Origin of the sequence: Streptomyces sp. NPDC005805 (genome assembly GCF_040630445.1) — a bacterium.
Lineage (GTDB): Bacteria > Actinomycetota > Actinomycetes > Streptomycetales > Streptomycetaceae > Streptomyces.
Map to the genome: position 1 here is coordinate 14,249 of NZ_JBEXXN010000033.1, position 19,134 is coordinate 33,382.

Below are 19,134 nucleotides of genomic sequence, written 5' to 3' on the forward strand. Positions count from 1 at the left end.
CCGCTTCAATGGGAAGAGGGCCGGTCACTCCCTGGGGAGTGTCGGAAGAGACGCCCCACGGGACCGGAGCGGCGGGAGAACGGTGTGGATGCCACGGTGACGGGGCTTCTGGTGACGGCGGTCGGCGCCGGGATGACGGCGGCGACCGCCCTGCTCGTACAGAACAGGGCCGACCGGGCGCGGCGGGAGGAGCGGCTGGCCGAGGAACGCCGCCTCGCGGCGGAACGACGGCTCCAGGAGCGCCACGAACGACTCCACACGCGCCAGACCCAGTACACGGCGCTCAACACCTCGGCCCGCCAGTACCTCACCCTGCTCTCCGACCTCGCACACGTCCTCCGCCGGGCCCCCGGACACCGCGCGCCCGGGGCGGTCGACGACGCGGCCGGGCAGCTGAACGCCGCCCGCACCGCCTACCGCACCTGCTACGCGGAGGTCCAGCTGTCCCTCACCACCCCGCTGCTGCTCCGCACCCGCGCGCTCAACCGCTCGCTGAACGCGGTCTACGGCACCCTGATGCGGATCGTGCACGGGAACGCCCGGACCGGTGACACGGTCGGGTCCGCCCGCCTCCTGGTCGCGGAGCTCTGGGACGAACTCGGCGAGCTGCGGACGCTGTTGAGGGCGGATCTGGACCGTGAGCGGCAGGGCCTCCTCAGCCCGGGTCGGTGAAGTCCGGGCCGGTGACCTCGGTCAGCTCGTAGGAACGCGTCGACCCGGAGGGCAGGGTGACCCGCACCTCGTCCCCGTCGATCTCGTACAGGTAGTCGCCGTTCGCCGCCCGGTAACCGGTGCCGGTCTCCGTCGCCGGGACCGTCATGGTCTTCGCGTCCGGCCGGTTCCGGAGCGCTCCGTGGTAGTAGAGCTCCTCGTCCGCGGTGCGGCAGACGACGATCTCGTGCCGGCTGGTGCGATAGCGGTGGAGCATGACCGCGTCCGACCGGCTCCCCACGGGCATGCCCGAGGTCACCTCCGAAGGGCACTCCCGGGCGGCGGACCCCTCCGAGAACGTCCGGCTCCGGTCGGCCTCCTCCCGGCCGGCGAACTGCAGGACGAGACCGCCCACGACCACGAGTGCGACGAGGGACAGCGCCCATGCCCAGGGCGCGGTGCGCTGGTTGCGGGCGGCGGCCGGTGCCGGAGCCGGAGCCGGGGGTGTCGGCCGGGCCGCCGGGCCTCCGGGAGTTCCCCTCGCCGCGGCCCCCACGGGGAGGCGGGCGCCCGGCCGCCGTACGACGGCGGGGCTCACCGCCCGGCCGCCGGGCACACCGCCGCCGGGCCGACCACCCGGGCCGACCACGCGGGCGAACTCGTCCCGGAACTGCTGCGCATAGGTGTCGAGGACCCGGATCGGACGGTCGTGGAACCCGCTGCCGGCCAGGAACACGGCGGTCAGGGCGTCCCGCCACTCGCCGGCCCCCGGCCGGCCGTCCGTGGCGAGCGGGTCGTCGAGTGCTCTGCGGAACAGCTCGCGCAGCCTCCCGTCCAGTCCGGAGGGGAAACCGGACGCGCCGGACCAGCGGCCGTTGTCGAAACGGGGTGCGCCCGGGTTGAGGAAGAGCCCCTTGTACAGGGCGACCGCCAGCGCGAAGCGGTCGCTGTACCGGTCGTGCGCGCGGATGCGCCCGGCCTCCAGGCGCGGGTCCTCCCAGCCGGGGGTGCAGACACCGTGGACGGGCGCGGGGGCGAAGGCGCGCAGGCCGTCGCTGTCGATCAGATAGGCGTGGGCGGCGGGGGAGGAGCGCCAGACGAGGTTCTTGGCCGAGACATCGCCGTGCAGCAGGCGCTCGTCGTCCAGGAAGGCGAAGATGTCGCACACCCGCAGCAGCACACTGACGCGGATCTCCGCCCGCGGTGGGTTCACACGGGCCAGGGACAGGAAGTCGAGGGTGTTGGGGCCGCCGCCCGCGCGCATGAAGTCGCCGGGGATCAGCGGCAGGACGACCCCGGCGACCCCGTTGCCGGCCGGCACGATGTCGATCGGCCAGTTCACCGACGAGGCCGCGGTCTCCGCGAGCCGCCCCGCGGCCTCGGCCTGTCTGACGATGTCGGTGCCCTTGGCCTGGACGCGCTTCAGCTGGTCGAGGTCCGCACCGGCCGTCAGCGGTCTCAGGTACTCCTTGAACACCCGGGTGCGGCCCGCCCCGTCCCGGCAGCGGTAGAGACGGGCCTGGCCGCCGCTGTTCAGTACGGAGTCCTCCACGGAGTAGCGGAGTCCTGTCCGCCCGAAGACCTCGCGCGCCATCAGGGCCTCACCCGGTCCCGTCGGTCCGCGGCGGCCAGGCGACGAGTGCCGTGCGGTCGTCGTGCGAGCCCGCCCTGCGGTAGCGCAGCGAGTCGAGCATCCGGGCGCCGCCGCAGGGGACCGCCCAGCGCTCCGCCAGCCAGTCCCGCACCGACGGCGAGTCGAACAGATCGCCCGCCAGCCCGTCCGTCGCCAGGATCACGGTCGCCGTCCCGCCCGTCGGGAACGCGGCGTACTCGGCCAGGGGGAGCACGTCGGCGCTCGGCAGCTGCCCCGAGACGAGGTTGGCCGGGCCTTCCTCGACCGGGAACAGGTTCGCGTAGACGCCGTCCGTCAGGGTGAACGCGTGGCAGTCGCCGACCCGTACCACGTGTCCGCCCGCATGGCCGGGGGAGCGGCCGGCGCCCGGCTCGCAGGTCCCGTTCGGGTCCTGCCCGGGCTCCGGGCCGGGGAGCGGGAGCCAGCACAGGGCGACCGTGGCCGCGAGGTCGGAATCGGTGAGTTCCCGCAGCGCCGCCGCGCGGTGGCGCCTGACGGAGTCGTTCGCGGCGACGAGCACGCCGAGCAGCGCCTCCCGCGGATCGAGCGCCATCCGGGCGCCGGTGAGATGCGCGGCCTCCTCGCACAGGGCGGCGGCGAGCAGGGCCGCCCCCCGCTGCGCGGTGGACGGCCGGGAGCCGAGGCCGTCGCAGACGACGAGGACCAGGCCGGAACCGTCGTGCGCGACGGCGTACCGGTAGACGTCCTGGCCCGTGGTGCCGTGCAGCAGATGGGAGGTGCCCGTGATGCTGGCCGCCGCGACCCAGCAGCCGTGCAGCAGTCCGCCGTCCGCCCGCAGGCTCGGCAGGCCGGTGGTCTCGCCGGTGAGACGGGGCGGCGGCAGCGGCGCGAGCCGGCCGACTCGGGGTGCGTCCGTGGGGAGTTCGGCGTGGCGGGAACCGGCTTCGCCGGCTTCCCCGGTTCCCCCGGCCGGGGAGGCCGGCGGACGGTCGCTCCCGGTGGGCCCGGGGACCGCCGGGGTGGCGGGCTCCCGGCCGGACGGCGGACGGTCACTCCCGGTGGGCCCGGCCGATGGCCCGGGCACGGTCGGCCCGGGCACGGTCGGCACCGCCGGCTCGGGCGCGGATGCCCGGGCCTGCGTCTTGCCGCGGAAACGGGACTTGAAGGGGAACACGGCCGGCCGTCAGGCGGAGAGGACCGGCAGCGGGGTCAGACCCGTCGACGCGGGAACGCTCAGCCCCGCGGCGCCCCCCGCCTGGAACGAGCCGGACGTGGTCTTGATGCTCATCAGGACCGTGTGCAGGATCTCCTTCACCGCCACGGCCGGCTCCATGTCGTCCGCGTAGAAGGCGTGGGCGGTCGACACCTGGGCGATCACCTCCCGGTTGGCCTGGCCGAAGCCGAAGCTGACGACCTCGGCCCCGAACTTGTCCTCCCTGCTGCGCAGCCGGTCGAAGTCCGCCTGCCAGCCGGGGCCGTTGTGCTGTCCGTCGCTGAGGAAGAAGACGACGGGCCGGTGGTACCGGGTCCCCCTGCCGAGGCCGCTGATGCCGTCCACGAGCGCCGCCCGCGCGGCCCGGAACCCCTCGGCGAAGTTGGTGCCGCCCTGCGGGGACAGGGTGGGCATCTCGGCGTGGGCCATGTCGCACAGGGGGAGGACGCAGGAGCCGGTGTCGGAGAAGGTCACCATCGCTATGCGGGCGATCTCGCCGGTCGTCGGGTCGTCGAGGACGGCCTGCCGCATCGCGGGCAGGGCCTGGTTCATCGCCGCCATCGGCCGCCCCGACATGGAGCCGGAGACATCGACGAGCAGGCATACGGGGAAAATGGCAGGGCGTTCCGACTCGGCGAATGCCGGCATGGTTCATTTCCGTTCCGTGTGGGCGCCGAAAGATTCCTGGAAAAGGGATGGCGGAATCTCCCCGCCGGGGCGGGCGGAGGCGCCTGAGTGAATTGCGCAGCCCGGTGACCGGAAGCCCTTGAAGGGCCGGTTTTCGGCTTGTGCGCGGCACCGGATTTCTGAGTGCTGGGACAACTATGCACGAACGCGCGGCAGCTTTCGTGGGTTCTTCCCGATTCCCCGGCAATTCCCGGACCGCGCCCCGGACGCGCCCGGGCGGCGCCCGGCTCGTGCCCCGGTCCCACCCGGCCGGCGGGACCGCGGCCCGACCGGGCCCGCCCGGTCCGGCGGGTCCCGGGGGAGGCCCGACGGGTCCGGGGGGAGCCCGACGGAGCCGGGGCGGGGCCGGGGGAGGCGCGGGGGTCCGGGGGCGGGTCAGTCCGGCGGGCTGCCGACCCGGGCGCAGTACTCGGAGAGCACCCCGTCCAGCCAGCGCCGGCCCGCGCTGTCGTCGAGGTCGATCCCGGACCCCGGTACCGGGCGCAGGACCTTGTTGACCTTCTCGCCCAGCAGGGGGCCGAAGCGGTCGCCGAACAGGACCAGCGTCGGGGCCGGATGGTTCTGCTTGGACGTCCACACCAGGCCCTGGGCCCAGTCGGCCTCCTTGCGCAGCCAGTGCCCCCAGCGGCGGGTGAAGGGATAGTCGGGCGATTCCGCCTGGACGAGCCAGGTGCCCTGGTTGACGGCGCTCGTGGCCCGGCGGTCGAGCAGCGAGAGCAGGGTGGCGTCGGTCAGCAGCTCCAGCCGGGACAGGCGCCTCTCCGCCAGAGCGGCGAGCGAGACCACACGGGGCTCCCCGTCGTCGACCGGGAGCTCCTTCAGCAGGCTCTCCACGAGCGCGGTCTCCGCGTCGGGCGCCGCGTACAGGTAGGAGTAGCGGTCGTTGTGCGTGCTGTCGAAGCGGGTCCCGCCGAAGTGGTGGTCGACCGGTGTCGGGTTGAAGGACCCCGCGGGGCGGGTTCTGCGGTGCACCCGGTGGAGCACCGTCCCGGCCGGCAGGGTCACGCGGTGCGGCGTGCCCGCGAGCTTCTCCGGGAGTTTCGCCGGACGCGGCATCTCAGTCCCCCTCCCCGACGGCCAGGGCCGCCGCCATCAGTGCGTCGGCCGCGTCCTCGTCGAGGACCTCCTCGGCCGGCGCGGACTCGAACCAGTGGTTCCGGCCGAGCCACCAGTCGGCGGCTCCCCAGGGGTCCTCGGAGGCCCGGAGCACCCGGTTGATCGCGAGGACCAGCGGTACCGGGCCGTCCTTGCGGAACTGGAACGACGGCAGCCGCACCTCGCCGTCCTCACGGGTCAGCCTGATGAGGTGCGGTTGCCGGGGGTCCTGCCGCAGAAGGTCCCTGACCTGCGACTCGCTGAGGGAGGGCGCCGACAGCAGGCGCTGCCGGATCCGGTCCCAGCCGGCCGCCGCCGGGGGCCGGCCGCCGGGGGAGCCCGCGGTCCCGGCCCGGGGCGCGCCGCCCCGCCGGGGGCCGGGGCGGCCGGGCGGCCGGCTCCCGTGGCGTGCCGCCACCCGCCGCAGCAGTACGGGGGCCCCGGACCGGCCCGGTCCCGCCGAGCGCCAGTGCTGGAGCAGCGGGTCGTCGGCGGGGAGCCGGGCGCGGAGGTAGGAGGCCACCGCCTGTCCGACGGTCAGCAGGCTCTCCTCGTCCCCGGCGTCGGCGAGGAGATCCAGCAGCAGGCCGAGCCGGACCCGGTCGGCTTCGCTCAGTCGTTCGGCTATGCGATCGGGATTCGATTCCAGCTCCGCGAGAATCGAGAGGTCGACATCGTCCATTCTCTTTCCCCCAGGTTCTCCGCCCGCCCCGTGGCCGGCCGTCGAGTTCCGTGGCGAGCGTACGGGAAAACACGGAAAAGCGATCCCGGTGGAACAAGGCATTGCCCGCCCCCGGCCCGGCGGTGCAGAATCGCGGGGAATGCGAACCGGGGACCGCTGATTTCCGCCTCGCGGGCGGTGGCGGGGAGTGGGGGAGAAATGGGCGTGAGCACTGCCGCCGATGCCGTGCCGCGCCGGGGAGCCGCCCGGTGACGGAAGAGGCGCACGAGGGGATCGACGCGGACATCGCCCGTCTCCGCGCCGGAGCGGCCGGGCTGCCGCCCGGCTCCCCGCAGCGCTGGGCCGCCGAGACCGACCTGGCGGAGCTGCTGCTGATCCGTGCCACGGAACGGGCCGGCACCGCGCCCGCCGAACTCCTCGCCCTGGAGGCCCGGCGGATCCGGAGCACGCTGGAACAGCTGCGCGACCGGTGCCCCGCCGGTGCGGCCGCGTACCACTGGGCGTGTCTGACGGCCGCCCGGGCCGCGCAGTTCGAAGGCGAACTCACCGGGGACCCGGCGGTCCGGGACACCGCCGTCCGCCTCTACGAGAGAGCGCTCGCGCCCTTCGACGGCCCCGGTGTGCGGTCGGGCCCGCAGGAGCCCCCGTGGTGGACACCGGCCACGGTCGCCGAGGGCCGGTGCGAACTGGCCCTGGAACTGCTGCGCCGCAGCCGCGGCCGGCCGTCGGCGCAGCGGCACGACCTCGACCGTGCCGTGGCACTGCTGACCCCGCTGGTGGACGGCCGTGACGCGGCGCTCCTGCACGACCTCCCCTCGGCGCTCACCTGCCTGGGGCTCGCCCTCGCGGACCGCTCCGGCCTCCTCGGGCCGGCCACCCCGGACGGCGCCGCCGACCGGGACGCCGCCGTCGAGGTGCTCCGTACCGTGTGCGCCGCGCCCGGAGACGCCGAGCCCGAGGCCCGCTACCGGCTCGCCGTGCTCCTCTTCGCCCGGCACGACGACGCCTGCGTTCCCGACGACGCCCGCGTTCCCGACGACGCCTGCGCTCCCGACGGCGCCCGCGTTCCCGGCAGTACCCGCGGCACCGGCCCGGGACCGTACGGCACCGGCACGAACCTGCACGGCACCGGGGACCCGGTGGAGGCGCTGCGCCTCCTGGAACCGATGACCGGGTGGGCCGACGAGATCGGCGGCGAGACGACCGCGCTCTCCGTGCTGCTCGCCCGCCACCTCCACGACCACCACCCCGGACCGGACACCGAGCGCACTCTGACGGAGTGGTACCTGCGTGCCCTGGACCATCCCGGGACCGTCCCCCAGGAGGCCCGCGCCCACCGCATGGACCTGGCGCTCCTCCTCCACGACCGGGCCGAACGCCACAAGAGCGCACCGTACTCCGCGTTCCCCGCACCCGCCGCCGACATCCGCGAGGCCTGGCTCCACTTCCGGCTGGCACTCGACGAGCTCGACCGCGCGGAACAGGGCGCCGGCCCCGGTCACGAAGCCGCGTACGGCACCCCCGAGGAGCGGGCCGGGGAGCGTTTCCCTCTGCTCATGGCCTTCGTCGCCACGTCGAGCATGCTCCCGCAGGCCGATCCGACCGACGCGGACCTCGATCTGATCGTGCGCCGCGGCGAAGAGCTGATCGGCCTGGTGCCGCCCGACGACCCGGACCGCGGCGGCGTCTGCATCCGCCTGGCCCTGGCCCTCTTCGAGCGGACGCGGCGCCGTGCCGGTCCCCACCTGACCCCTCTCCTCCTGCGGGCCATGACACCGCAGCGGACGGAGCCGGGCATCGCCCTCGCGGCGAACGTCCCCGGGCTGCGGGCGGACAACGAGCGAGCGATCGAGCTGCTGCGGACCGGTGTCGGACTGCACGGCTACGACGACGACCTCTACGAGGCGGCGGCGTGCGCACTCGCGGTCAGCCTGCTGATCGGCTACGTCGTCGGTCTGCCCGCCCGTGACACCGGGCGGGTGCGGGAGGCCGTGCGGTGGTTCCGGATCGTGTTCGACCGGGCTCCGGCGGGCAGCGAACTGCGCTCCGAGGACTTCGAGGACCTGTTCATCGGAGCGCTCGCCAACAGCATCTGGACCAGCGCCCCCTTCACCGCCGAGCCGCCCGCCGGGGCCGGCCCGCCGCAGGTTCCCGACATCTCACGGCACCCCAGTGTCGAGGACGACGTCCAGACCCTGCACTACCTGCTCAGGACGGTGACCGGGAGCAGGGAACTGCCCGTCCCCGCGTACGAGTTGTTGCTGCTGCTGGTCGAGTACCTGCGCGCGCCGGAGCAGTTCGACGAGGCGACCTGCCGGTACTGGAGCGACCGCCTTCTCGGGGCGTCGGAGCACGCCGACGCCGACGAGGCGCCGCTGAAGGGGTTCCTGCTGCTGGCGGCCGGAGCGCTCGGCGCCGGGCCGGGCGGACGCGCGGACGCCGGGCCCGCCGAAGTGGCCGCCTCCGAGGCCCTGTTGAGGGCGGGACACGCGTACATGCCGCCGGACAGCGATCTCGTCGCCTCGCTCGGGGGCCCGGGACCGGTGGACGGCACGGGGCTGCTGCGACGGCTTCTGGGCGTGGTCACCGGGACGGGCCGGGTGCCGGCCCCGCGCGACGGAAGCACCGGGGGTGCCGCCCCCGGCGGCTCCGGCGACGCGGAGCGGTACGGCCCGCCCGGGGCTCCCGAGCGGTGCGAGTCTCTTGAGCGGTACGACTCCGCCGACGACATCGTGTCGTCCGCCGCCGCGGTGCTCCCGGGCGACGGGCGGCCCTACCCCTTCACGCTGCCGGTCGGACGCGTCCTGGAGGTCGTGGGCGCCGACGACGCCCCGGCGTCCGCCGCGGCGACGGCGGTTCGGGCCCTCGCCCTGCACCGGCGCTGGCTGCACGAGAGCGAGACCTCGGACCTGGAGGAGGCCATCGCCCTCGCCGAACGGGCGTGCACCCTCGCGGGGGAGGAACCCCGCGCTCTCGCCGACCGGCTGGCCCTGTTCCTGGCCGGCCTGCTGCGCGACCGCTATCTGCTCCTCGGTGACCTGCTGGACCTCTCGGCGGCCCGCCGGATCACGGAAGGACTGCGGGACCGCCACGACCCCCGGGTGCCCTGTCCCGGACTCACCGTGCTGCTGGCCCGTGCCCACCACGACGACGGGGCGCTGCCCGCCGGACTGCTGCGGCCCGAGCCCGAGCCACGAGCCGAGCCCGAGCGCCGGTCCGGGCCCTGGCCGGAGTCCGGGCCCGGTCCCCGGTCCGAGTCCCCGCCGGACGGCTACTCCGCCGAACTGCTCGCCTTCGCCGCCCTCCTGCGCCTCGCGGCGGTCCGGCACCACAACGGCGGGACGGACGGCGAGGAGGAGACCCGGCGGATCGGCCGCCTCCTCGCCGAGGCCGCCGGCGCCCTCCCCGGCACCCACCCCCTCCGCCCTGCGACGACCGCCGAAGAAGCGCAGCTCCGCGCCGCCCGGGCCGCGGCGGCCGGCCGGACCGAGGACCTGCGGGCGGCGCTGGACGACATCCTGCGGGCGGCCGAGTCCTGCCCGCCCGGCAGCGCCCACCGCGCACCGCTGCTGCTCCGGGCGGCCGGCGTACTGTCCGCCCACGCGGAGCTGCTCGACCTCCCGGAGGGAGGCGCCGCAGGCCGGGGCCACCCGCCCGGCGCGGGCGAACGCGCGCCGGGTCCGCCCGGCACCGCCCCGCCCGTAGCGGGACCACCCGGCACCGCCCCGCGCGCGCTCTCCGGGCTCGACCGCGGCATCGCCCTGCTGACCCGAGGGCTGGACGAGGCGGGCCAGAGCTTCCACGGCGCCCGGGCACGCTGCCAGTACGGCCTGGCGCATCTGCTCATGGTCCGGCACCGGCTGGCGCACGACCCGGCGGACCTCCGGCGCGCGGTGTCCCTGCTCCAGGAGGCGAGGGCGGCGGTGAACTCGCGGCCCGGGGACCCGTTCACCGTGCTGCTCGCCCGGGCCCTCGCGGGTGCCCTGCGGGCCCGGGGCCCACGGGACGCGGACCACCGCACACAGTCGCGCGCGGCGGGCAAGTCCGTACTGGCCGCGCACGGGCGGGCGGTGCTGCTCCAGGCCGGCACCGAGGCGGCGCTCACATCGGCCCGTGCGGTGGGCGGCGACATGATGCGCCTCGTCCGGTGGTGTCTGGAGGACGGACGCGTCGAGGAGGCGGTCGACGCCCTGGAACTCGGCCGGGGGCTCGTCCTCAACGCGGCGACGGTCGCGGCCACCGTGCCCGAACTCCTGGAGCAGGAGGGGCGCGAGGACCTCGCCGGTGAGTGGCGGCGGCACCACCCCACCGGTGGTGCCGCCCCGGCGGGCGCGGCGTCCGCCGCCCTGCCCGACAGTCTGCGGCGGAGGGTCCTGCAGGCGCTGGAGGGCGGCCCTGCGGAACAGCAACTCCTCTCCGCCCCCGCACCCGCGGAGACCGGACAAGCGCTGCGCGCCCTCGGGTACGACGCGCTGGTGTATCTCGTCCCCGGCCGGAACGGCGGCGGGGACGCCCTCGTCGTGACGTCCGGCGGGGAGGTCGAACAGGTGCCGCTGCCGGGGCTCTGCACGGACCCCGGAGGCGCGGCCGCCTCCTACGCCGAGGCGCTGGGCCGGTTCAGCGCGGCGGCGCGGGATCCGGCGGAGGTGCCCGCCGAGGACGCCCCTGCGGTGATGTGGGAGCTGTACCGGCGGAGCAGGGAGCAGGCCGGCGCCGCCTCCACGGCGTGGCGCCGCGCGCTCGACCCGGTCCGCGCCTGGGCCGGCGAGGTGGCCATGACGTCGGTGATCGGCAAGGTGCTGCCGGCCGGGCCGGACCGGCCGCCGCGACTGGTGCTGTCCCCCGTGGGGCTGCTCGGACCGGTGCCCTGGCACGCCGCCCTGGTGCCGGACGGCGCGGACGGCGCGGTCCCGGCCTGCGCGCGTGCGGTGATCTCGTACTGCTCGACCGCCCGCCGGCTCAACGAGGTGGCCACCCGCCCGCGGCTGCCCCTGGAGGATGCGCAGCTCGTCGTCGCCGATCCCGGCGGCACCCGGGCGATGCACGACGAAGCACGGCTGATCGCGCGCCTCTACCCGGCGGCCACGGTGCTGGGCCTGCCCCCGGACGGGACCGGCGGCCCGCCCCCGCCGGAGCACGCCGTCACCGCGGCGCGGGTGGCCGCACGGCTTCCGGGCGGCGAGGGGCCGAACGCGGCGGTGTGCCATGTGAACTGCCATGCGGCGGCGCGCGCCACACCGGCCCTCTCCAGCCTGGAGCTGCACCCGGCGGCCACCCCTCCCGAGCGCCTGACGGTGGCGGAGATCCAGCGGACCGCGCAGGGCCGCGACCCCCGGGCGCCGGGAGGGCTGCTGGTACTGGCCAACTGCACCAGCGACCTGACGCTGGACGACCACGACGAGGCACTCACCCTCGCCACGGCCTTCCTGGGCGCGGGCGCGGCGTCGGTCGTCGGCTCCCTGTGGGCGGTCTCCGACGACAGCCGGACCTCGATGGTGATGTACATGTTCCACCACTACGTCAGCGGGCGCGGGCGGGACGTCTGCCCCGAGGCGGCGGGCTCCCCGGCGGACGCGCTGCGCGCCGCGCAGCTCTGGATGACCGATCCGCACCGTGTGGTGCCGGCCGACCTGGCGCCCCTGCTGCGGGGGCGGGCGCAACTGCCGCTGGACGAGGCGTACATCTGGGCGGCGTTCACGCACCACGGCCACTGAGCCCGGCGCGCCCCGCCGTACCGGGCCGCGCCTCGTCGACCCGTCGCACCGGGCGGGGCGCGCGCCCGGTCGCTCCCGCCCGGATTCCCCGTCCTACCGGCAAGTTTTACCGGCACGTAACTTCCCTGTTGCGGTTACCCGCTCGTACGTTGAATGCAGAGTTGTCGTGCGCACGGCAAGCCACTCCCACAGCACAGTCACCGAACACAGCACAGTCATCGAACTCCCTTGAGCCGCAAGGAGAACGACCGATGCTGCCCTGGAAACGTGCGCTCAGACCGTTGTCCGCCCTGCTGCTGGCAACCGTCCTCGCCCTCACCCCCACCGCGACCGCCACCGCCGCTCCGACCGCCGCCGCCCCCGCCAGCGGCTGGAACGACTACCGGTGCAAGCCCTCCGCCGCCCATCCCCGCCCCGTCGTCCTCGTCCACGGAACCTTCGGGAACTCGGTCGACAACTGGCTCGTCCTCGCCCCCTACCTGGTGAAGCGCGGCTACTGCGTCTTCTCCCTCGACTACGGGCAACTGCCCGGCGTCCCCTTCTTCCACGGCCTCGGCCCCATCGAGGCATCCGCCGCCCAGCTCGACGCCTTCGTCGACCGGGTCCGGGCCGCCACCGGCGCCCCCAAGGTCGACATCGTCGGCCACTCCCAGGGCGGCATGATGCCCCGCCACTACCTCAAGTTCCTCGGCGGAGCGGCCGAGGTGAACGCCCTCGTCGGCATCGCGCCCAGCAACCACGGCACCACCCTCGGCGGCTTCACCAAGCTGCTGCCCTACTTCCCCGGCATCGCCGGGCTGCTGAACGAGCACACCCCGGCGCTCGCCGCCCAGGTCGCCGGATCGGAGTTCATGACCCGGCTCAACGCGGGCGGCGACACCGTCCCCGGGGTGAAGTACACCGTCATCGCCACCCGGTACGACCAGGTGGTCACCCCCTACCGCTCCCAGTTCCTCAATGGCCCGGGCGTCCGGAACGTGCTGCTCCAGGACCTCTGCCCGATCGACTTCTCGGAGCACGTCGCCATCGGCACCCTCGATCTGATCGCCTTCCACGAGGTCGCCAACGCCCTCGACCCGGCCAAAGCCAAACCGACCACCTGCCTGTCGGTCCTCGGCTGACCCCTGACCCTGCCCTCCGGCAACGGACGAGGCCGCCGTACGCCCCGGGCAGGGGAGCGTACGGCGGCCTCGCGTCAGTGACGGGCCGTGCCCGGTCGGTCAGCGGCCGTGGCGGCCACCGGCCGTCGCGGACCGGCGCCGGCCGAGGCCGAACAGCGCCGCGGCGCCCACCGCGAGGGCCGCCGCACCGCCGACGGCCAGATAGGTGGTGCTGCTGTCGCCGCCCGTCGCGGCCAGCTTCTCGTCGGAGCCGTCCGACGCGGCGGCGGTACCGGCGTCCCCGCCGGCCGCCTCGGGGGCGTTCGCCGGGGCCGGCTCCTCCGCCGACTTGGGCTCGGCCGCGTTGCCGCCGGCCTCCTTCGCGGGCTTCTCGGCGGCACCGTCACCGCTGCCCTCGCTGTCGTGCCCGGCGTGCTCGTCGCCGCCGTGACCGCCGTGGCTCACGGTCGACTTGTCGGTACCGGCCTCGATGTCCGCGTCGGAGGGGGCGGAGGCGGTGGGCGCGGGGCTGCCGCCGCCGCTGCCGCCGCTGTCCTGGCCGAACACCACGTCGGAACAGGTGTAGAAGGCCTCGGGGGAGTCCGAGCGCTGCCAGATCGAGTACACCAGGTGGCGGCCGGACTTGTCCGGCACGACGCCGTCGAAGACGTACGCGCCGTTCTCCAGCTTCGGTTCGGTCACCTTGGCGAACGGCTGCGCCTCCAGGTCCGACCACTTCAGCGGCTTCGTCGGGTCGTAGCCGTCCTTGGTGATGTACAGCTCGAAGGTGCCCTTGTGCGGGGCGGTCGCCTTGTACTGGAAGGTGCGGTTGCCGGCGGTCATCGGCGACGACGGCCAGTCCGCCCGCGGCAGATCGAGCCCCTGGTACTTCTCGCGGCCCGCGCTGCAGAGCTTCCCGTCCGGGATGAGCTGCTGGTGGTTCCCGGCCGCGTTGGAGATGTTGACCTCGTTCCAGTCGTAGAACGCCTGGGTGCCGCTGGCCGCGACCGCCGCCTTGCACGCCGCCGACTGCGGACTCTCCGGCCCCTCGGCGAAGCACGCGGACACCCGGCTGACCGGGTCCGTCATCGAACCGTGGGCGGCGGCCGGGGCGGTGGCCAGCGAGACCAGAGCCAGCGGCCCGAGACCGAGCGCGGCGACCGTGGCGACCTTGCGGCGAGCGGTCATGGTGGGGTTCTCCTTCGAACGGGGGTGGGGGGGGCGGGACCGGAACGAACCGGCGGCGCGGCCCCCCGTGGGACTACGGCGCCGACGGTTCCCACCGGCCCCGACGTCTGAGCAAGCTAGCCCCTCGAAACCCCGAAATCGCCTGCTGGGGAAGGGATCCGGCGATCCTTATGGTCCTATTAAGGCGCGGCTAAGCGGGCACTGAGGATGAGGCGCCTGCGGAGGGGGAGCGGGCCCACGTCAGAGAGCTTCACCATCCATGACGGTCCACGCGTCGGCCGTCGATCGCGTGCGGTGGCTCCCCACGCGCGTGCCCGGTCAAGGGGTCAGCGCAGCTCGCGCGTCATGCAGGCGAAAACGGGGGAGTCGGAGAACGGCTGCTGCTTGCCGATCGTCCGGTAGCCCCATGCCTCGTACACGGCCTGGACGGCACCGTTGCCGTTGGCGGGATTGACCAGGAGGGTGACGCGGGACTCGGTGCGGCGTGACAGCCACTCCTCGTGGATCTGCCAGGCGATGCCGCGCCCCCGCCACGGCTTGCGGACGACGATCTCGTTGAGGGCGACCGTACGGGCGCCGTCCTCGTCGGTATAGCCGTCCGGCAGTTCGGTGATCATCGAGGACCACCATCGGGTGTCGGCGGGAAGCGGGCAGCCGAAGGCGAACCCGACGGGCTCCCCGTCCTCGGTGGCGAGAACGGCGCTCCAGCCGGACCGTGAGGCGTACGTGGACAGCCGCTCGTCGAAGCGTTCCACGTCGTAGAACGGTCCGGTGAGGCCGAAGTCCCGGTGTCGGACCTCCGCGTGGATGTCGAGGATGTGCTGCCTGATCTCCGGAAGCTGCTCGGCGGTGCAGTGCCGGATCTCGGCGGTCATCGCGGCCTCCTCGGGCGGTACTGGTCCATCCACTCGGTCGTACACCGTGCCCTGGGCGCGACAGAGTTCAGCCCTGCCGTGAACTCCGCGAGCAACCGGCTTGTGCGCTCGGTCAGTGAATCACCCGGTTGTGCGGGCAGTACAGAGAGGGCGGTCGTGCATGCCTGCTCAGCCTCGCTCTGCCGCAGTTGAGCCAGCGCGAGTTGGGATCGGTAGTACGACCGGTTGCGGTTGAAGCCGGGGCGCAGCAGGGACAGCGTGTGGTGAAGGTGGGCCTCCGCCTCGTCGTGACGACCGGCTTCCGCATGGACGAGGGCGGACAGACCGTGCAGTTCCGCCCGGTCGTAGAAGTCCGTCCAGACGGGCCGGTCGGCGTGGGGGTCGGCACTGTCGAATGCCTTGGTGGCGTGTTCGAGAGCCCGCAGGGCGGCGGTGGGCTCCTTGGCTCCGGAGTACGCGGTGGCGAGACGCGCGTGGGCAAGGGAACGGAAGAGCGGGTCCCGGCGGCAGGCGGCAGAGGCCCGTGCGGCCGTCGCTGCGGCGACGGCGTCGTTGAACCGCTTGGTCTGGCGGGCGAGGATGCCGGCGTGTCCCCACAGGCGCAGGGTGATCTCGGCGCTGCCGGACAGCCCGGCCAGGGTCATCGCGCGTTCGAGGTGCCGCTGCGCTCGCTCCGGCTCGCAGGAGTCCACCGCGGCCCACAGCGCGGTTCCGGTGAAGGCGGCGGCAAGCTCGTAGAGCCGGGCGCGGACGCGCTGACTTGCGGACCCGACGGCCTGAAGCTCCATCGCGTGGTGGGCAAAGGCGACCGCGCGGGTCTCCAGACCAGGGGTGCCCCCGGTCGCGTTGTCCGATTGGACGAGTTCGGCGAAGGCCGCACGGAGACGTTCGGTGTCGCTCATTCCTATGCGACGGTACGACGTGGCAGGCAGGGGCGGCAGGGCAGTGGCGGCGACGAGGCCGACTACGTTGCCGGTGAACGTGCGTCGCCGCACAGATTCCTCCGGTGATGCTGGGGGCGGTGTCGTGGAGCGTGGCGGCGGGATGAAGCCGAGCTCTTGAGCGGTGCAACCGAATACCGCTTCGAGGGCGCGCCGCTGCCGGGCCTGGGGCCACCTGGTCTTCCCGGTCAACCAGTTCCGTATGTGACGGTCTTGCAGGGTGCCGGGCCTGCCGGTGAGGGTGTCGATCTCATCGTTCAGCGCCTGGGCGAGTTCGTGCTGCCTCAGGCCCGCCGATGTCATTTTGGCGGCGAGTAACTCGTTCCCCGTCATGCGGGCACGGTAGCTCTGAGCGCAGGAACCTGACACCTGATCAGGTAAAAATTTCCGGTTGGCAGGAGGCGTCCCGGCGGGGCAATTGCCTGTGCCTCGCCTGGTGGGCCGCGGTTCTCTATGGGTGCGGCGGTCCGAGGAGACCGCGGCTTGAACCGCTGGCGAGGAGGAGCCATGACGGTGGCCTCGATCGAAAACCCGCAAACTGTGGCTCCTGTTGCGCAGGAGTGGTCCCTTGGATACTCGATGGTGAAGGGCAGTGTGCCCCTGGCCCGTATCCACGCTCGTCGGATGCTCACCCTGTGGCAGTGGGCCGGCGATGTCGAGGACGTCGTCCTGATCCTGTCCGAGCTGATCGCCAACGCGGTCAGGCACGCCGGTGAGCCGGGAATCCTGGCCGGTGTACGGCTCGCGATGCTGGAGGACGGAACCCTCCTGATCGACGTGTCCGACCCGATGCCCGCGTTTCCCGGCTTCGGATCGATTGTCGCCCCGTGCCCGACCGAGGTGTCCGGCCGAGGAATCTGTCTGGCCCGGCCCTGGGGGCCCGTGTCGGCTGGTTCCCGAACTCGGACGGCAGCGGCAAGACCGTGCGCGCCGAGCTGGCCGCACCGGTGGTGGTCGCGTGATCCGGCGGCGCCCTCTTCCTCCTCGCAACGAGAGCTGCGCGGACTGCGACGGCAGCGGCGCCGACTCGTCCGGCAAGACCTGCGGAACCTGCAACGGGCTGGGTGAGATCCACTGTCTGATCCGGAAGGAGGGCCACCGATGGCCCACGCTCTGATCGTCTCCCCGTTCCTCGACGGACATCTGCTCCTCAAGCCCGGAGCGAGGGCCGGGGCCCGTATCCCCGGCGACGACTACGAGGTCCTGCGCCAGGCCGTCACCGACCACCGGAGGTTGCCCTCCTGGGCAGTACAGACGGCCGCGGAGGTGTGGGGTCTGGACCTGATCGGCCGGCCCGCGCAGGGCACGGTGCTGGTGCGCGAGCCGTCCCCGTACGGCTACTGCCGGGCGTCCTGGGAGATCAACCTCGGCTGCAACTTCGACTGTAAGCACTGCTACCTGGGCGAGCGCCCGTTCTCCGGCCTCGGCTGGGAGGACAAGGTGCGGCTGCTGGACATCATGCGCGAGGCCGGTGTCCTCTGGCTCCAGATCACCGGTGGCGAACCCACCATGGACCCTCACTTCCAGGATGCCTACCGGTACGCCTGGCAGGCCGGGATGATGCTCACCATCTCCACCAACGGCTCGCTGCTCTGGCGGCCGGACCTCCTTGAGCTCTTCCGGGACTGCCCGCCGTACCGGCTGGTCGTGAGCATGTACGGGGCGAGCGAGGAGTCCTTCGACACGCTCACCCAGCGCCGCGGGGCGTGGAAGGCGTTCCGGCGCGGCATGGACGCCGCCCGTGAGGCGGGTCTCCCGCTGCGGATCAACGTCGTGGTGACCGAGGACAACGCTGACGAGGCCGACGAGATGGCCGCCCTCGCCGACGAGTGGAACGTCGAGAACCACGCGTACACGAATATGACGCCCACCATCTACGGCGGCGGTGAGCCGCTGCTCGCCCAGTCCGCCGCCCATCTGCGCCAGCGCAAGCCGTTCGCCGGCTGCAACGCGGGACACACCTTTTTCCACGCCGACCCGCACGCCAAGGTCTCGATCTGCAAGGTCGGCCGCGACGACCGGATCGACCTGATGGCCGAAGGCATCGACGGCCTCACCCGGCTCGGCGCCATCGCCGACCGCCTCATGCTTCGCACCGGTGGGTGCGAAGGCTGCGCCCTGTCCGGCACCTGCCGGGTCTGCCGCCCCCTGGCCAAGCACTACCAGGAGGCCAAGGCGCCGCTGCACAGCTACTGCCAGCACGGAGACAAGGAGACCGCCTCATGACCCCGCCCGTACCGGTGACCATCCTCCCCGGCCCGCCCGCCTCGGCCCGTCGCGCGGCCCCGCCCGTCGCGGCCGCGTCGATCACCGCCGTCCAGGACCTCGACGTGATCGTGGAGAGCGCGGAGTGCTCCTGCGACGCCGGGGACGACAACCCCCACTGACCGATACGACCCGGTCAACTTCCTTCAGGCCCCGGCGTACCCGCGTCGGGGCCCGAGCCCAGACCGCCCCACCGCTAGGGTGCCGCTCATGTTCTTCCGCTGGGACTGGCTCCGGCCCGTACTGACCGCGCCGATCGTGCCGACCCTCGGCCCCGTCCACCCCGACGCCCTGAGCGTCGACCTCTTCGAGGACGTTCTACGGGCAGCTGTCACCGGGGGCTTCCTGCCCTACGACAAGGACCGGCGCTGGGGTGGTGAGAAGGACGAGAAGGTCCTCCGCGAGGACGTGGTCCACGAGCGTGAGCGCACCCTCGTTCCCACCCTGAGCCGGCGTGGACGCGGCACCGTCAGGGTCTTCGCCTACGGTGTCCGCGACAGTGTCGCGGACGAGGCGGCCGAGTTGGCGGCCAAGCTCGCCGCCGCGCATGACGTGGTCGGCGCCCGGGTCGTACGGCCCCTCGGGCCCGACACCGCGCACCCGCGCGGCACTCGTATCCGGCTGAAGGACTTCACCAACGACCCCTGCCCCGACCCTGGCGGTCCGGTCCGCCCCGTCACCGACTGGCCGGCCGTCGTGCAGGAGACCTTCGCACCGTTCGCCGTGACCATGGCGGGTGACGGCCTGGCCTTTCTGGACGCTCGCATGCGGGCCGGCCCGTGCGGCCCCGTTCTCGGTGCCGCCGTCGGGGGCCGGATCGTGGGTGCGATCGGCCCCATGGAGATCCAGCCCGACGCCGTCGGGCGCCCCCGGCTCATGCCCCAGTACTTCGCCGTCCTGCCCGAGTTCCGGGGCCAGGGCCTGGGGCGTGTCCTGTGGCGGGCAGCCATGCACTGGGGCCAGTCCCACGGCGCCGCCTACCAACTCCTCCAGACCGAGGTCGACGGCCCCTCCGACCGGCTGTGCCGGTCCGAAGGGCTGGCCTCCCTCGGCTTCATCCGCGTCGAGCCGGTGTGACTGTGCACCCGGCCGGGGCGCCACCGCCGCCCCGGCCGGGTGCACCCCGTAG

15 protein-coding genes are annotated in these 19,134 nt (G+C 73.7%); 7 read left to right on the forward strand and 8 right to left on the reverse strand.

Annotated elements, in window-relative coordinates; translation table 11 throughout:
- Positions 1-96: 96 nt before the first annotated feature.
- On the forward strand, positions 97-672 hold the full coding sequence (locus ABZ457_RS19145) for a hypothetical protein (RefSeq protein WP_359158751.1): 576 nt from the start codon (positions 97-99) through the stop codon (positions 670-672).
- Here the strand turns inward: ABZ457_RS19145 and ABZ457_RS19150 are convergent.
- From ABZ457_RS19150 to ABZ457_RS19170, 5 genes are all read right to left on the reverse strand, one after another.
- The gene (locus ABZ457_RS19150) at positions 656-2,245 is read right to left on the reverse strand and encodes a hypothetical protein (protein WP_359158752.1); all 1,590 of its coding nucleotides are present in this window, start codon (positions 2,243-2,245) and stop codon (positions 656-658) included. The genes ABZ457_RS19145 and ABZ457_RS19150 overlap by 17 nt on opposite strands.
- 7 nt (positions 2,246-2,252) lie before the next feature.
- The gene (locus tag ABZ457_RS19155) at positions 2,253-3,344 is read right to left on the reverse strand and encodes a protein phosphatase 2C domain-containing protein (RefSeq protein WP_359158753.1); all 1,092 of its coding nucleotides are present in this window, start codon (positions 3,342-3,344) and stop codon (positions 2,253-2,255) included.
- 84 nt (positions 3,345-3,428) lie between these two features.
- Positions 3,429-4,106, reverse strand: coding sequence for a VWA domain-containing protein (locus tag ABZ457_RS19160; RefSeq protein WP_359158754.1), 678 nt, complete (start codon positions 4,104-4,106; stop codon positions 3,429-3,431).
- A gap of 414 nt (positions 4,107-4,520) precedes the next feature.
- Positions 4,521-5,201 carry an RES family NAD+ phosphorylase gene (locus tag ABZ457_RS19165; protein ID WP_359158755.1) on the reverse strand — a complete coding sequence of 227 codons (681 nt, stop codon included), beginning with the start codon at positions 5,199-5,201 and terminating at the stop codon, positions 4,521-4,523.
- Between the two features lies 1 nt (position 5,202).
- Positions 5,203-5,922, reverse strand: coding sequence for a DUF3168 domain-containing protein (locus ABZ457_RS19170; RefSeq protein ID WP_359158756.1), 720 nt, complete (start codon positions 5,920-5,922; stop codon positions 5,203-5,205).
- A gap of 248 nt (positions 5,923-6,170) precedes the next feature.
- On the opposite strand from ABZ457_RS19170, the gene ABZ457_RS19175 reads away from it, so the two are divergent.
- Both ABZ457_RS19175 and ABZ457_RS19180 read left to right on the forward strand, forming a co-directional pair.
- On the forward strand, positions 6,171-11,636 hold the full coding sequence (locus ABZ457_RS19175; protein ID WP_359158757.1) for a CHAT domain-containing protein: 5,466 nt from the start codon (positions 6,171-6,173) through the stop codon (positions 11,634-11,636).
- Between the two features lie 251 nt (positions 11,637-11,887).
- The gene (locus ABZ457_RS19180; protein ID WP_359158758.1) at positions 11,888-12,757 is read left to right on the forward strand and encodes an alpha/beta fold hydrolase; all 870 of its coding nucleotides are present in this window, start codon (positions 11,888-11,890) and stop codon (positions 12,755-12,757) included.
- Positions 12,758-12,856: 99 nt separating this feature from the next.
- Here ABZ457_RS19180 and ABZ457_RS19185 read toward each other — a convergent pair whose 3' ends face one another.
- The 3 genes from ABZ457_RS19185 to ABZ457_RS19195 form a co-directional block, all read right to left on the reverse strand.
- Positions 12,857-13,924, reverse strand: a complete 1,068-nt coding sequence (locus tag ABZ457_RS19185) for a lytic polysaccharide monooxygenase (protein WP_359158759.1) — start codon at positions 13,922-13,924, stop codon at positions 12,857-12,859.
- 326 nt (positions 13,925-14,250) lie between these two features.
- Positions 14,251-14,799 carry a GNAT family N-acetyltransferase gene (locus ABZ457_RS19190; protein ID WP_359158760.1) on the reverse strand — a complete coding sequence of 183 codons (549 nt, stop codon included), beginning with the start codon at positions 14,797-14,799 and terminating at the stop codon, positions 14,251-14,253.
- The gene (locus ABZ457_RS19195) at positions 14,796-16,073 is read right to left on the reverse strand and encodes a hypothetical protein (RefSeq protein WP_359158761.1); all 1,278 of its coding nucleotides are present in this window, start codon (positions 16,071-16,073) and stop codon (positions 14,796-14,798) included. The genes ABZ457_RS19190 and ABZ457_RS19195 overlap by 4 nt, the downstream gene beginning before the upstream one ends.
- Before the next feature lie 180 nt (positions 16,074-16,253).
- Here ABZ457_RS19195 and ABZ457_RS19200 point away from each other — a divergent pair, with 180 nt between their 5' ends.
- The 4 genes from ABZ457_RS19200 (at position 16,254) to ABZ457_RS19215 (ending at position 19,082) form a co-directional block, all read left to right on the forward strand.
- Positions 16,254-16,808: an ATP-binding protein gene (locus ABZ457_RS19200; protein ID WP_359158762.1), complete on the forward strand. Its 555-nt coding sequence runs from the start codon at positions 16,254-16,256 to the stop codon at positions 16,806-16,808.
- A gap of 33 nt (positions 16,809-16,841) precedes the next feature.
- Positions 16,842-17,966, forward strand: a complete 1,125-nt coding sequence (locus ABZ457_RS19205) for a radical SAM protein (RefSeq protein ID WP_359158763.1) — start codon at positions 16,842-16,844, stop codon at positions 17,964-17,966.
- Positions 17,963-18,127 carry a hypothetical protein gene (locus tag ABZ457_RS19210; RefSeq protein ID WP_359158764.1) on the forward strand — a complete coding sequence of 55 codons (165 nt, stop codon included), beginning with the start codon at positions 17,963-17,965 and terminating at the stop codon, positions 18,125-18,127. Before ABZ457_RS19205 ends, ABZ457_RS19210 begins: the two co-directional genes overlap by 4 nt.
- Before the next feature lie 88 nt (positions 18,128-18,215).
- A complete protein-coding gene (locus ABZ457_RS19215) occupies positions 18,216-19,082 on the forward strand; it encodes a GNAT family N-acetyltransferase (protein WP_359158765.1) in 867 nt (288 codons plus the stop codon).
- The last annotated feature ends 52 nt before the right edge of the window (positions 19,083-19,134 follow it).